Below are 13410 nucleotides of genomic sequence, written 5' to 3' on the forward strand. Positions count from 1 at the left end.
AAGCTATTTTTATAAAAAGTTGAAGGAGCCATTGATGAAAAATAGGATTCAAGATATTTTTGACAAGAGTATGGCAATTGAGAGTTTCACCCATACGAGTTCAGAAAGAAATATAGAAAATTTTCTCAATCACTATATTGGCAGTCTGCTGTATTTTCAGGAGCATTCAGATTATTTTGGCACCTATCAGATTCCGGATGATATTTACCAGCGTAGTGTTAATTGGGCTTTGGTAAAAGGTCATTGTGCAGATACAGTGATTTTGTTTCATCACCATGATACGGTGGATATTGAGGATTTTGGAAATTTAAAGGAATTTGCTTTTGATAATGTTGCTTTGAAAAAGGCTTTAGCGAGTGCTTCACTGGGTCAAGATGTGTTAGACGATATAGCTGCTAACGAATGGCAGTTTGGCCGTGGGTCATGTGATATGAAAGCTGCATTGGCTTTGCAATTGGGAGTGGTAGCAGAATATGCGAGCAAAGCAGAAGGAGAAGTGAATCTTCTTTATTTATCAGTTGGAGATGAGGAATCCTATTCTCAGGGAATGCGAGCTGCGGTAGGTTTGCTTGCTGATCTGAAAAAGAAATTTCATCTGAATTATATCTTGGCGATTGATTCAGAACCATTTGAAAGCAATTCTGTTCAAGAAAAAGTATTGCATGTTGGAACAGTTGGGAAAATGATGCCTGTCGTGGTTACGCAGGGTATTCTTTCCCACATGAAAGAACCTCTCAAGGGTATCAATGCTGTTTCACTCCTCGCAAAAGTAGTGGAAAAAATTGATCTCAATCCCCTTTTGTCGGATTCGATTTATGGAGAGCAGGCTCCTTTGCCTTCGTGGTCTTACATGCGTGATTTGAAGGAAAATTATGATGTGTCAACCGTTCTCAGAGCAGCAGGCTATTTTAGTGTTCTTTATTTAGATAAAAGTCCAAAAGAGCTGATGACGACGATTCAACAACTCTGCCAAGAAGCCATTGATGAGTTTTATGAGCGTTATCAGGCTTTGCAGGTAACTTATAAAGAGGATAAAAAAGTCACAAAACCTCATGTATTGACTTATGAAGAGTTAATCCAGTTATGTCAAAAGAAGGCTGGATTTGAAGAATTTATGCAAAAGGTAAACCAATCTTCTCATGAAGCATTTCAAGCGGGTTCAAGCTATCAAGAAATAACCATTGCAACTGTTCAAAAGGTGATAGATTTCTATGATAAAAAGGAAGCATTTGTTGTGCTGGCTATTGCGCCGCCTTATTATCCTTCTATGAATTGTCGACATCTGAAAAATAGCGTGGTTGATATAGAAAAACTCATTGCACTTTATAATGGATACTTATCTGACACAGAGACTGGTCGTCTCGCAGTAGAAGAGTTCTTTATGGGAATTTGTGATATTAGTTATTGTGCTTTAGAAAAATCTGTTGAAGAGTATCAAAAAATTATCGAGAGTATGGCTGTTCCTGAACATTTATATTCGATTGATTTTGAGAAAATTCAGGACATCAATGTTCCTGGCATCAATCTGGGACCTTGGGGAAAAGATTTACATCAGTTAACAGAACGCGTCTATGAAAAGGATATGTTGGAGACGATTCCTCAATTTCTGTTATATTTGCTAGAACATATTGACAGTATTAAAAAATAAAAAAACAAGAGCTATATTCATAACTGAGCTGAATATAGCTTTTGATGTTTATGAAAATTGCGCTAAAAAGTTATCTAGTTCTTTTTGGTTATGAAGAACTATAAATTTGTAGGGATACATTTTTTGAAGTTTCTCATATCGTTTCCGAATATTAGCAGTTCGTCCGTCAAGTAAGATCCAGCGGATAAATTCCCAGTCAAACTTTTCAGGACAGCCTTGTGCCATACTGCCTCTGACCTTACCTCTGTTCTTGGAATAACGCTTTGCAGCCCGTAAAAGACAATCCCAACGCGAGAAATTTAAAAAGATAATTTGGTCTGCTTGCTCCATTCTCTCTTCATAGCAGCAGGAGCTGTAGTTTCCGTCTATCACCCAAGACAGATTCTCGTTTAAGAAAGTCTTGACTTGCTCTTGCATCCAGCTGCGGTCACTCATTTCCCAATTGGGTAGAAATTGTAGCGTGTCCAAATGAAGCAGTGAGATGTCATAATGTTTTGCTAAATATTTAGCAAGTGTAGACTTTCCAGAGCCGGAGTAGCCGATAATTGCGATTTTCATATAGAGCCTTTCTTACCGATGCAACAAAAAAAGCTCCACTGAGCTCTTTTTTACGTTATGCAGATTATTTTGCAAGTTTGCTAGCAAGGCGTGCTTTATCGCGGCTCGCTTTGTTTTTGTGAATCAAACCTTTAGTTTCTGCTTTATCAATAGCTGAGCTTGCAGCACGGAAAAGTTCTTCAGAAGGATTTGCTTCAAATGCTTTAATTGCAGAACGCATAGCTGATTTTTGAGCTGAGTTTTTTTCGTTTTGTTTAACGTTTAATTCAGCTCGTTTGATAGCTGATTTAATATTTGCCAATGTTTTCACCTCCAATGATATACTAACTATCTAATTATATATGAAAAGTTGAGATTTGACAAGCCTTTTTATTTTTTTAAGTAAATTTCATCAATCTCATGATTTTCTGTTTTATGAAGAATAATTTCAGCTCGGTTGCGTGTGGGTTCGATATAATCCTGTAAATTGACAAGATTAATAGATTTCCAGACATTTTGAGCAAATTCCATAACTTTGTTTTCTGGCTGAGAAGTGAAAGGATGATAATAGTTATTTGGATCTTCTTTTGCTAAAGTGAGCAATTTTTTAAAGCGGTCCAGATACCAAGTTTCGATATTTTCAACTTCCGCATCCACGTAAATCGAAAAATCAAAGAAATCCGTCATATAAAGGCGTTCATTTTGTGGATTTTGGAAAACGTTGATACCTTCAACAATGACAAAATCTGCAGCTGTAACAGACTGTTTTTTATTAGGAACAATATCATAAATTTCATGTGAATAAACAGGGATTTGGTAGTTTTGTCCATTTTTGATATTGTCAAGAAAATCAAGCAGCAGCTCCATGTTATAACTTTCTGGAAAGCCTTTGCGCTTGAGGAGATTTTGCTCCTCCAAATGAGCATTAGGATAAAGAAATCCATCTGTTGTTACCAATTCAACAGTTGCATTAGAAAATGTCCGAGATAAAAGTATTTGCAAGAGCCGACTGGTAGTAGATTTTCCAACAGCGACACTTCCAGAAACACCAATGATGAACGGTTGCCGTTTGCTTGCTTTCTGTAAAAAAATCCCTTTTGAGAATGCCAAATCCTCTTTTGAACGCTTGTAAATCTGAATAAGATTGGTTAAAGGCAGATAAACATCTGTCACATCTTGAAGGCTGATCTTATCATTGAAACTTTTGATAGAATTCAATTCTTTTTGCGTCAAAGGCGGGGTTGTTTTACGATGCAGATTTTGCCAAGTTTTTCGACTAATCTTTTCAAAATGGATAAATTCGTTCGTCATATTCACTCCTATAGTTGAAAAATAGTATAACATAATTTTAAACAAATTGTAAACGGTTTACAAATAAAAGGTCTTTATGTTAAAATAGTTTTATGGCTAAAATGTATTTCGCAGAAAATCCAGATGCAGAACATGATATTCACAAATTGAAGGTTCAACTTCTGGGGCAAAATGTGACTTTCTTGACTGATGCAGGAGTCTTTAGTAAGAAAATGATTGATTATGGCAGTCAAGCTCTTTTAAAGTGTCTTGATTTTCATAAGCAAGAAAGCGTATTAGATGTCGGTTGTGGCTATGGAACATTAGGACTTACTTTGGTCAAAGCTAAAGAAGTCGAAGCAACGCTTGTTGATATAAATCAGCGCGCTCTTGATTTGGCGCGTCAAAATGCTGAGCGCAATCAAGTCCTAGCTACGATTTTTCAATCTAATCTTTATCAAAATGTAGAAGGGAGATTTCATCATATTATCAGTAATCCACCGATTCGAGCAGGGAAACAGGTCGTTCATGAGGTGATTACAGGAAGTTATACGCACTTACTAGACGGGGGCGACTTGACGATTGTGATTCAAAAAAAACAAGGGGCACCAAGCGCAAAAGCTAAGATGGAAGAGGTTTTTGGAAACTGCGAAATTCTAAAAAAAGATAAGGGATATTATATCCTTAGAAGTAGGAAGGAAATATGAGAGCAGTTGATGTTATTCAGAAAAAGCGAGACGGCTTAGAATTAACTAGTGATGAAATCAAGTGGTTAATTGAAGGCTATGTTGCCGGAACTGTGCCAGATTATCAAATGTCAGCTTTTGCAATGGCAGTGTATTTTAAAGGCATGACCACTCGTGAAATATCTGATTTGACCATGACCATGGTAGGGACAGGTCAGCAAATTGATTTGTCAGCTATATCTGGAGTTAAGGTTGATAAACATTCGACCGGAGGTGTAGGCGACAAAGTGACACTGGTGTTAGTACCATTGGTGGCTAGTTTTGGCGTGCCTGTTGCTAAAATGAGTGGTCGTGGACTCGGTCACACAGGGGGAACGCTTGATAAATTAGAATCCATTAAAGGATTTCAAATTGAGCGTAGCCAAGAAGAATTTATTAAGCAAGTACAGGATATTGGACTATCCGTCATTGGTCAGTCTGATCAGTTGGTGAAAGCGGATAAATTGCTGTATGCTTTGCGTGATGTGACAGCGACCGTTGATACTATTCCTTTAATTGCAAGTTCTGTTATGAGCAAGAAAATCGCAGCTGGTGCAGATAGTATTTTGCTAGATGTGACAGTTGGTGAAGGTGCATTTATGAAGAACTTGGATGATGCGCGTGCTCTAGCTCGTACTATGGTTGATTTAGGAAAGGCAGTTGGACGTAGGACGACAGCAGTTATTACTGATATGAGCCAACCTCTGGGAACTAGCATTGGTAATCGTTTGGAAATCCTTGAAGCTTTGGATATCCTGCAAGGAAAAGGACGAGAAGATGTAACAGAATTTATTTGTGAATTAGGCCAAATCATGCTTGGCTTAGCAAATGTTGAAAAAACTGTAAAAGAAGTGCGGGAACATCTATTTGATGGATCGGCACTGCAAAAATTTGAAGCCATGGTTGTTGCACAAGGTGGCGATTTAGAAGATTTGTACCGCCCTTCATCAGCAAAATACGTTGTAGAAGTTACTGTAGATGAAGCGGGTTATATTTCTGAATTGCCAGCTATGGAATTTGGTTTATTTGCCATGCGGCTAGGTGCAGGCCGAGCGGTGAAAACGGATTCCTTAGACTTTGAAACAGGAATTGTTTTTGAAAAGAAAGTCGGAGAATCAATCAAAATTGGTGAAATTGTCGCAAAAGTTTATGCAAATGAAAAAATTTCACAAGAACTAGTTACAGAATTCAAAAAAAATGTTAAAATAAGTAATGAGTCGAAAAAAGTTCAAGAGATTATTGAAGTAATCGCTTAACTTACAGGAGAACCGAAAATGAAGTTAAATAAATACATCGATCATACGCTTTTGAAACCAGATGCTCAACAAGAGCAAATTGAAAAATTGATTGAAGAAGCAAGAGAATACGATTTTGCAAGTGTCTGTGTCAACCCAACTTGGGTCAGCTTTGCAGCAGAAGGATTACGAGATACAGATATTAAAGTTTGTACCGTTATTGGATTCCCACTGGGAGCAAATACGCCTGCTGTGAAAGCATTTGAAGCAAGAGATGCTATCAAGAATGGTGCAGACGAAGTGGATATGGTGATCAACATTGGTGCTTTGAAATCACAAAATCTTGTTTTGGTAGAAGAAGATATTGCAGCAGTAGTAGAAGCTAGTGGTGACACGCTTGTAAAAGTAATTATTGAAGCTTGTTTGTTGACAGATGAAGAGAAAGTAATCGCTTGTCAATTAGCTAAGAAAGCTGGTGCAGACTTTGTGAAGACTTCAACTGGTTTTTCAACTGGAGGCGCTACTGTTTATGATGTGGCTTTGATGAGAAAAGCAGTTGGTTCGGATATGGGGGTCAAAGCTTCAGGAGGCGCTCGCTCATACGAAGATGCAGTCGCATTTATTGAAGCAGGCGCAACGCGTATTGGAGCTTCTTCTGGTGTAGCCATTATGAAAGGAGAAAAAGCTAGTGGCGACTACTGAGTTGATTGATCTAGCTATTGAGACAAGTAAAAAGGCCTACGTTCCTTATTCTCATTTTCCAATTGGTGCTGTACTAGTAGCAAAAAATGGTCAGATTTTTACAGGTGTGAACATTGAAAATGCTAGTTTTGGTTTGACAAATTGCGGGGAACGCACAGCTATTTTTAAAGCGGTTTCTGAAGGTGTCACAGACTTTGAGGAGTTAATCGTCTACGGTGAAACCGAACAGCCTGTTTCTCCATGCGGAGCTTGTCGACAAGTAATGGCAGAATTTTTTTCTAAGGATTTAAAGGTAACGCTTGTTGCCAAAGATAAATCGACGGTCGTGATGACGGTCAGGGAATTACTTCCATATTCTTTTACTAACTTAGACTAGTTGGTAAAAAGGTCATTTGACCATAGTTAATCTTGCAACGTTTGTTGCACATCTTATTTAGGAGGTTCAGAGATGAACAAGAAACAATGGCTAGGCCTTGGTCTAGTAGCTGTCGCAGCAATTGGACTTGCTGCATGTGGTAACCGTGCATCTAAATCAGATAATAAAGATGCAAAGACGGATTTGAAAGCTGCAATTGTTACAGATACAGGTGGTGTAGATGATAAATCATTTAACCAATCTGCTTGGGAAGGTTTGCAAGCTTGGGGTAAAGAAAATGGATTGACAAAAGACCATGGCTTTACTTACTTCCAATCTACAAACGAATCTGAATACGCTACAAACCTTGAGCAAGCTGCTTCTAGCAATTACAAATTAGTATTTGGTATTGGATTTGCTCTTCGTAATGCAGTAGAATCTGCTGCAAAGGATCACTCTGATATTAACTATGTTATTATTGATGATGAAATTAAAGGTCAAAAGAATGTAGCTTCTGCACTCTTTGCAGATAACGAAGCTGCTTACCTTGCTGGTGTGGCTGCAGCCAAAACAACTAAAACAAAAATGATTGGTTTTGTTGGTGGTATCAAAGGTGCTGTATTAACTCGTTTTGAAAAAGGTTTTGAAGCAGGTGTGAAATCTGTTGATCCTTCTATTAAGATTGATGTGAAATACGCTGAAAGCTTTGGAGATGCTTCTAAAGGGAAGACAATCGCAGCAGCTCAATATGCAGCTGGTGCAGACGTTGTTTATCAAGTAGCCGGTGGTACTGGTGCTGGTGTATTCAACGAAGCAAAATCTATCAACGAAACTAGAAATGAATCTGACAAAGTTTGGGTTATCGGTGTTGACCGCGACCAAAACGATGAAGGTAAATACAAATCTAAAGACGGCAAAGAATCTAACTTTGTTTTGGCATCTAGCTTGAAAAAAGTTGGTGGTACTGTAAAAGATATTGCTAACAAAACAGCAAAAGATAAATTCCCAGGAGGAAAAACTACAACTTACGGTCTGAAAGACGGTGGAGTAGATTTGACAACTAAGAACTTATCAGATGATGCTAAAAAAGCTGTTGAAGATGCAAAAGCAAAAATCCTTGACGGAAGTATTAAAGTTCCTACAGAATAAAGAATAACCTGACACTCAAGAAGCGACCTTCGTGGGTCGCTTTTTTGAGATTGAGACAGCTTTTGTCTCAGTAAAGCTGGCTAATCTTTTAGTGAGTTTTACTGAAATAAAATAATTTCTGAAAGGAATCAATCATATGGCACATGAGAATGTCATTGAAATGCATGAAATAACCAAGATTTTTGGTGAATTTGTCGCAAATGATAAAATCAACTTAAATCTAAGACGCGGTGAAATTCATGCACTTTTAGGAGAAAACGGAGCGGGCAAGTCTACTCTGATGAATATGTTGGCTGGCTTGCTTGAGCCAACAAGTGGTGAGATTACTGTGAACGGAAAATCAGTGACAATTGATTCTCCATCGAAATCAGCATCTTTAGGAATCGGAATGGTTCACCAGCATTTCATGTTGGTAGAGGCTTTCACGGTTGCTGAAAATATCATTTTGGGTAGTGAAACGACCAAAAATGGTGTTTTAGATATTCGAAAGGCAATCAAAGACATCAAGGAACTATCCGAAAAATATGGTTTAGCTGTGGATCCGACTGCAAAAGTTGAAGATATTTCAGTTGGTGCGCAACAACGTGTTGAAATCTTGAAAACATTATATCGTGGCGCAGATATCTTGATTTTTGACGAACCAACAGCAGTATTAACTCCTTCAGAAATTGAAGAACTAGAACATATCATGAAAAATCTAGTCAAAGAAGGAAAATCCATTATTTTGATTACACATAAATTGGATGAAATCCGTGCTGTTTCTGATCGTGTAACTGTCATCCGTCGCGGTAAGAGTATTCAAACCGTTGAAATTGGTGGCGCAACGAATAAAGATCTTGCTGAAATGATGGTGGGACGTTCGGTATCCTTTACAACGGAAAAAGAAGCTTCAAATCCCAAAGAAGCTGTTCTATCTATTAAGGATTTGGTTGTGAATGAGAATCGTGGTGTGCCTGCTGTTAAAAATTTATCTTTGGATGTACGAGCTGGTGAAATTGTTGGGATTGCCGGGATTGATGGCAACGGACAAAGCGAGCTAGTTCAAGCAATCACAGGTCTTCGGAAGGTGAAATCAGGTAGCATTACCATTAAGGGGAAAGAAGTCGTTGGCTTATCTCCGCGGAAAATTACCGAAATGCAAGTTAGTCATGTGCCGGAAGACCGTCATCGTGATGGCTTGGTTTTAGATATGATGTTGTCTGAGAATATGGCTCTGCAAACTTATTACAAGGAGCCATTAAGCAAAAATGGAATTTTGAATTACAATAATATCACTTCTTATGCACGAAAGTTAATGGATGAATTTGATGTTCGGGCTGCAAGTGAAAGTGTTCCAGCATCTGCTCTTTCAGGAGGAAATCAACAAAAAGCCATTATTGCTCGTGAAATAGACCGCAATCCTGACCTTCTAATCGTTAGTCAGCCAACTCGTGGATTAGATGTTGGAGCGATTGAATACATTCATAAACGTTTGATTGAAGAACGTGATAAGGGTAAAGCAGTGCTTGTGGTCAGCTTTGAATTAGATGAAATCCTGAATGTTTCAGACCGTATTGCTGTTATTCATGATGGTAAGATTCAAGGTATTGTAACTCCAGCAGAAACTAATAAACAAGAGTTGGGTATCTTGATGGCTGGTGGTGAAATTAAGAAGGGAGATTCAAATGACTAAGAAAACGCAGCAAATTGCGGTGCCTTTGATTTCCGTTGTTCTTGGAATTTTACTTGGTGCCATTATAATGTGGATTTTTGGCTATGATGCTATCTGGGGTTATGAAGAGCTGTTCAAAGCTGCTTTTGGTACTATCCGTAGTATTGGTGAAATTTTCCGTGCAATGGGTCCACTTATTTTAATTGCTCTTGGGTTTGCAGTAGCAAGTCGGGCTGGATTCTTTAATGTCGGTTTGCCAGGGCAAGCTTTAGCTGGTTGGATTTTGAGTGGCTGGTTTGCGCTTTCATTTCCTAATCTTCCTCGCCCAATTATGATTCTTGCTACGGTTGTCATTGCAGCAGTAGCTGGTGGGATTATCGGTGCTATTCCTGGTATTCTTCGTGCTTATTTGGGAACAAGTGAAGTTATCGTTACGATTATGATGAACTATATCGTTCTTTACGTTGGAAATGCAATGATTCATAGTTTCCCAAAAAGTGTTATGCAAAGTATTGACTCAAGTGTTAAAGTTGGGGCTAATGCAACCTATCAAACAGAATGGTTACGGGCATTGACCAATAATTCACGGATGAATATCGGAATCTTCTTTGCAGTTATTGCCGTTGTTCTTATTTGGTTTATGCTGAAAAAAACAACGCTTGGATTTGAAATCCGTTCTGTCGGGCTAAATCCAAATGCGAGTGAATATGCAGGGATGTCTGCTAAACGGACGATTATTCTTTCAATGATTATCTCAGGTGCCCTTGCCGGTGTCGGAGGTGTTGTTGAAGGACTTGGAACTTTCCAAAATGTCTATGTACAAGGAAGTTCCCTAGCTGTCGGCTTTAATGGTATGGCCGTTAGCTTGCTGGCAAATAATTCACCAATTGGTATTCTCTTTGCAGCATTCTTATTTGCCGTGCTTCAAGTCGGAGCTCCAGGTATGAACACCGCAACGATTCCAGCGGAGCTGGTAAATATTGTAACAGCATCAATTATTTTCTTTGTAAGTATTCATTACATCATTGAACACTTTATCAAACCAAGAAAACAAGCAAAAGTAAAGGGAGGAAAATAAGATGAATTTTGTAACAATGTTAAGTCTGTTAGTTTCCTCTATGCTGATTTATGCGGCACCTTTAATCTTTACTAGTATCGGTGGTGCCTTCTCAGAGCATGCTGGGATTGTCAATGTCGGACTTGAAGGTATTATGGTTATGGGAGCTTTCTCAGGAGTTGTCTTTAACCTTACTTTTGTGAATACCTTTGGAAGTTTAACACCTTGGTTAGCACTTTTAGTCGGTGGTATTGTGGGACTAATTTTCTCACTCATTCATGCTGTAGCAACTATCAATTTCCGTGCGGACCATGTTGTTAGTGGTACAGTGCTCAATTTGATGGCGCCTGCGTTAGCGATTTTCTTGGTAAAAGCTTTCTATAATAAAGGGCAAACAGATAATATTCAAGTATCATTTGGTAAATTTAATTTTCCACTATTATCAGATATTCCTGTCATTGGAGATATCTTCTTTAAACACACCAGTCTAATGGGGTATATTGCAGTTGCATTTGCTTTCCTAGCATGGTTCATTATGTTTAAGACGAAATTTGGGCTTCGTTTGCGCTCCGTAGGTGAACACCCACAAGCGGCAGACACCCTCGGTATCAATGTTTATCTCATGCGTTATTACGGTGTGATGATTTCAGGTTTTCTTGGCGGTGTCGGTGGAGCGATTTATGCACAATCTATTTCTGTAAACTTCGCTGCGACAACCATTATCGGACCAGGGTTCATCTCGCTGGCTGCTATGATTTTTGGTAAATGGAATCCAATTGGCGCTATGCTTTCAAGTCTATTCTTTGGACTATCTCAAAGTTTAGCCGTTATCGGAAGTCAATTACCATTCCTATCACATGTACCAGCTGTGTACCTACAAATTGCACCTTATGTATTGACTATTGTTGTGTTGGCAGCATTCTTCGGAAAAGCTGTTGCACCAAAAGCAGACGGTGTCAATTATATTAAATCAAAATAAACTATTGCAAAAAGCCAAGTTACTTTTCAAAGTAGCCTGGCTTTTTTGATAGAAAAACAATCATTCTGCTAAGAAGAGCGACTTAGAGAATGATTGTTTTTAAAATGTTTTACATAAAATAGACAATAGCAAGATATTGAAGTGCAGAAGCAGCTAGGATAAAGAGGTGCCAAATCATGTGGAAATATGGTTTTTTCTTAGCATAAAATCCTGCACCAACAGTATAACAGAGTCCTCCAGCTAACATCAATCCCCAGAAAATAGGTCCCGTTTGACCAATGATTTGCGGAATGATCAGAATCACTAACCAGCCCATAATAAGATAAAGTGCCAAGCTAAATTTTTCATTAACTTTTTTAGCAAATATTTTATACAAAATACCAAAAATGGTCGTTCCCCATTGAATTGTGATAATAAGATAACCCAACCAATTGTTCATAAGAGATAGTACGACTGGCGTATAACTTCCCGCAATAGCAATGTAAATCATTGAATGATCGATGATCCGTAGAATATACTTATGCGTAGAACCATAGCTCATTGAATGGTAAATCGTTGAAGAAAGAAACATCAGAAATAAACTGATGACAAAAATTGAAACTCCGACAGCGGCAAGCATACCATGTTCTTCATAGCTGTAAATGGCTGAGATAGGAAGCAGTACTAACATAACCACAGCCCCAACAGCGTGAGTGACAGCATTGGCAATTTCTTCCCCGAAGCTGAGTTGTTTGCTGAGTTTAAGCGTTTGATTCATTTGTTTTACCTCCTTCTAAGGCTAGAGCTAATTTTTTTGTTTGATGAAATAATTTTACCGTTTGGCAAGCTGCTTCAATAGCAGGTGCGACTGTGTCAGCTTTTTCTTCTTGCATGCAATTAACGAATTCATTATAAAGAGTGGCCGAATCTTTTCCGTCTACCAGAAGTTGAATCGTCTTGATAATATCTGGTATTGGAAAGACAGGTTTTAACGTCGTCAGTACAATCAGACGAGCAATCTGTACGCGATTGTATTTTTTCTTAATTGGCTTTGGAATGTGGGCGTGTTTCACATAATTATTGACCATAGCAGCCGTTAAAGGCTTATCTGTGCTATGAAATGCTTGTTCGTTGACACCATTCACATAGAGGAGAACCTGGTCAAGATAAAGATCTAACTCTGGTAGTTCTTCCCAAGTTGGGAATTTTGTGATTTCCAAAATATCCACCTCTTCCTTATCTAGTCTTGATAACTAGATTATATGATAATGATTGTCTGTTGTCAAGAGAAAAATCATTTGTTCTGCAAAATAACTTTTGATACAATAAGATTATGAAAATTTTAATTCCAACTGCAAAGGAAATGAATCTTAACCTTAAACCTCATAGCAAGTGTTTTCTTTCAGAGCAAACAAAAACAATTGTAGCTAGTCTGTCACAGTATTCTATTGAAGAATTAGCGCATTTCTATCATATTGGCCTGGAACGAGCAGAAGAGGAGTATGTTCATTTTCAACAATTAAAAAATGGGGAAGCCTTGACTTACCCAGCTTTGCATTTATTTGATGGTCTTATGTATCGAAACATCAGAAGAAGTCATTTAACGAAGCAAGAGTTGAGGTATGTAGACAAGCATTTGTTCATCACTTCTAGTCTATATGGTGTTATACCAGCTATGGCGTTGATTTCACCTCATCGATTGGATTTTTCAGTGAAATGTACTATTTCTGGCAAAAGCCTGAAAAATTATTGGCGCAATGATTATGATGCAGCTATTTCAGATGAGGAAATGATTTTGTCTCTGTTATCAAGTGAGTTTGAGACGGTGTTTTCCAAATCTGTGCGCGATAAGATGCTTCGGTTTAAATTTTTAGAAGATAGAGAAGGAAGTTTGAAAGTTCACTCAACTATTTCTAAGAAGGCGCGGGGGCAATTTTTAACTGATTTAATTGAAAATCAAATAACAACGAAAGAGGAAATCAAACAATTGCAATTTGCAGGCTTTGCTTTCCGAGAGGATTTGTCTACGATAAATACCTATGTCTTTGTTAAGGAGTAAAATAAAAATGGAATGATGTAAAAGTGTCATTCCATTTTTTGCTT

The 13410-nt window shown here is 38.1% G+C and carries 15 protein-coding genes; 10 read left to right on the plus strand and 5 right to left on the minus strand.

Annotated elements, in window-relative coordinates; translation table 11 throughout:
• Positions 1-34 precede the first annotated feature (34 nt).
• Positions 35-1648, plus strand: coding sequence for a M20/M25/M40 family metallo-hydrolase (locus HMPREF2634_RS05755; RefSeq protein ID WP_057489678.1), 1614 nt, complete (start codon positions 35-37; stop codon positions 1646-1648).
• A gap of 48 nt (positions 1649-1696) precedes the next feature.
• Here HMPREF2634_RS05755 and HMPREF2634_RS05760 read toward each other — a convergent pair whose 3' ends face one another.
• The 3 genes from HMPREF2634_RS05760 to coaA form a co-directional block, all read right to left on the minus strand.
• Positions 1697-2206, minus strand: coding sequence for a DNA topology modulation protein (locus HMPREF2634_RS05760; protein ID WP_003024360.1), 510 nt, complete (start codon positions 2204-2206; stop codon positions 1697-1699).
• Between the two features lie 64 nt (positions 2207-2270).
• The gene (gene rpsT / locus HMPREF2634_RS05765) at positions 2271-2522 is read right to left on the minus strand and encodes a 30S ribosomal protein S20 (RefSeq protein ID WP_020999623.1); all 252 of its coding nucleotides are present in this window, start codon (positions 2520-2522) and stop codon (positions 2271-2273) included.
• Positions 2523-2575: 53 nt separating this feature from the next.
• Positions 2576-3496 carry a type I pantothenate kinase gene (coaA, locus tag HMPREF2634_RS05770; RefSeq protein ID WP_003024363.1) on the minus strand — a complete coding sequence of 307 codons (921 nt, stop codon included), beginning with the start codon at positions 3494-3496 and terminating at the stop codon, positions 2576-2578.
• 92 nt (positions 3497-3588) lie between these two features.
• Here coaA and HMPREF2634_RS05775 point away from each other — a divergent pair, with 92 nt between their 5' ends.
• From HMPREF2634_RS05775 to HMPREF2634_RS05810, 8 genes are all read left to right on the plus strand, one after another.
• Entirely contained in the window at positions 3589-4182 is a 594-nt protein-coding gene (locus HMPREF2634_RS05775) for a class I SAM-dependent methyltransferase (protein WP_003024365.1), read from the plus strand.
• The gene (locus HMPREF2634_RS05780) at positions 4179-5456 is read left to right on the plus strand and encodes a pyrimidine-nucleoside phosphorylase (protein ID WP_021001734.1); all 1278 of its coding nucleotides are present in this window, start codon (positions 4179-4181) and stop codon (positions 5454-5456) included. The genes HMPREF2634_RS05775 and HMPREF2634_RS05780 overlap by 4 nt, the downstream gene beginning before the upstream one ends.
• An 18-nt stretch (positions 5457-5474) precedes the next feature.
• On the plus strand, positions 5475-6137 hold the full coding sequence (gene deoC / locus HMPREF2634_RS05785) for a deoxyribose-phosphate aldolase (protein ID WP_021001733.1): 663 nt from the start codon (positions 5475-5477) through the stop codon (positions 6135-6137).
• Positions 6124-6513, plus strand: coding sequence for a cytidine deaminase (locus tag HMPREF2634_RS05790; protein WP_003024368.1), 390 nt, complete (start codon positions 6124-6126; stop codon positions 6511-6513). The genes deoC and HMPREF2634_RS05790 overlap by 14 nt, the downstream gene beginning before the upstream one ends.
• Positions 6514-6585: 72 nt before the next feature.
• Positions 6586-7641: a BMP family lipoprotein gene (locus HMPREF2634_RS05795; protein WP_003024369.1), complete on the plus strand. Its 1056-nt coding sequence runs from the start codon at positions 6586-6588 to the stop codon at positions 7639-7641.
• A gap of 136 nt (positions 7642-7777) precedes the next feature.
• Entirely contained in the window at positions 7778-9313 is a 1536-nt protein-coding gene (locus HMPREF2634_RS05800; RefSeq protein WP_021001732.1) for an ABC transporter ATP-binding protein, read from the plus strand.
• Complete coding sequence (locus tag HMPREF2634_RS05805) at positions 9306-10370, plus strand: ABC transporter permease (RefSeq protein WP_003036657.1); 1065 nt, start codon at positions 9306-9308, stop codon at positions 10368-10370. The genes HMPREF2634_RS05800 and HMPREF2634_RS05805 overlap by 8 nt, the downstream gene beginning before the upstream one ends.
• A 1-nt stretch (position 10371) precedes the next feature.
• Entirely contained in the window at positions 10372-11328 is a 957-nt protein-coding gene (locus HMPREF2634_RS05810) for an ABC transporter permease (RefSeq protein WP_003024372.1), read from the plus strand.
• Positions 11329-11437: 109 nt separating this feature from the next.
• Here the strand turns inward: HMPREF2634_RS05810 and HMPREF2634_RS05815 are convergent, their stop codons facing one another.
• Both HMPREF2634_RS05815 and HMPREF2634_RS05820 read right to left on the minus strand, forming a co-directional pair.
• Positions 11438-12085 carry a PAQR family membrane homeostasis protein TrhA gene (locus HMPREF2634_RS05815; protein WP_003024373.1) on the minus strand — a complete coding sequence of 216 codons (648 nt, stop codon included), beginning with the start codon at positions 12083-12085 and terminating at the stop codon, positions 11438-11440.
• The gene (locus HMPREF2634_RS05820; RefSeq protein ID WP_021001731.1) at positions 12069-12527 is read right to left on the minus strand and encodes a DUF1836 domain-containing protein; all 459 of its coding nucleotides are present in this window, start codon (positions 12525-12527) and stop codon (positions 12069-12071) included. The genes HMPREF2634_RS05815 and HMPREF2634_RS05820 overlap by 17 nt, the downstream gene beginning before the upstream one ends.
• A gap of 113 nt (positions 12528-12640) precedes the next feature.
• Between HMPREF2634_RS05820 and yaaA the strand changes: the two genes are divergently transcribed.
• Positions 12641-13366, plus strand: coding sequence for a peroxide stress protein YaaA (yaaA, locus tag HMPREF2634_RS05825; protein ID WP_021001730.1), 726 nt, complete (start codon positions 12641-12643; stop codon positions 13364-13366).
• Positions 13367-13410: the final 44 nt, after the last annotated feature.

This window comes from Streptococcus sp. HMSC034B03, assembly GCF_001838575.1.
Lineage (GTDB): Bacteria > Bacillota > Bacilli > Lactobacillales > Streptococcaceae > Streptococcus > Streptococcus anginosus.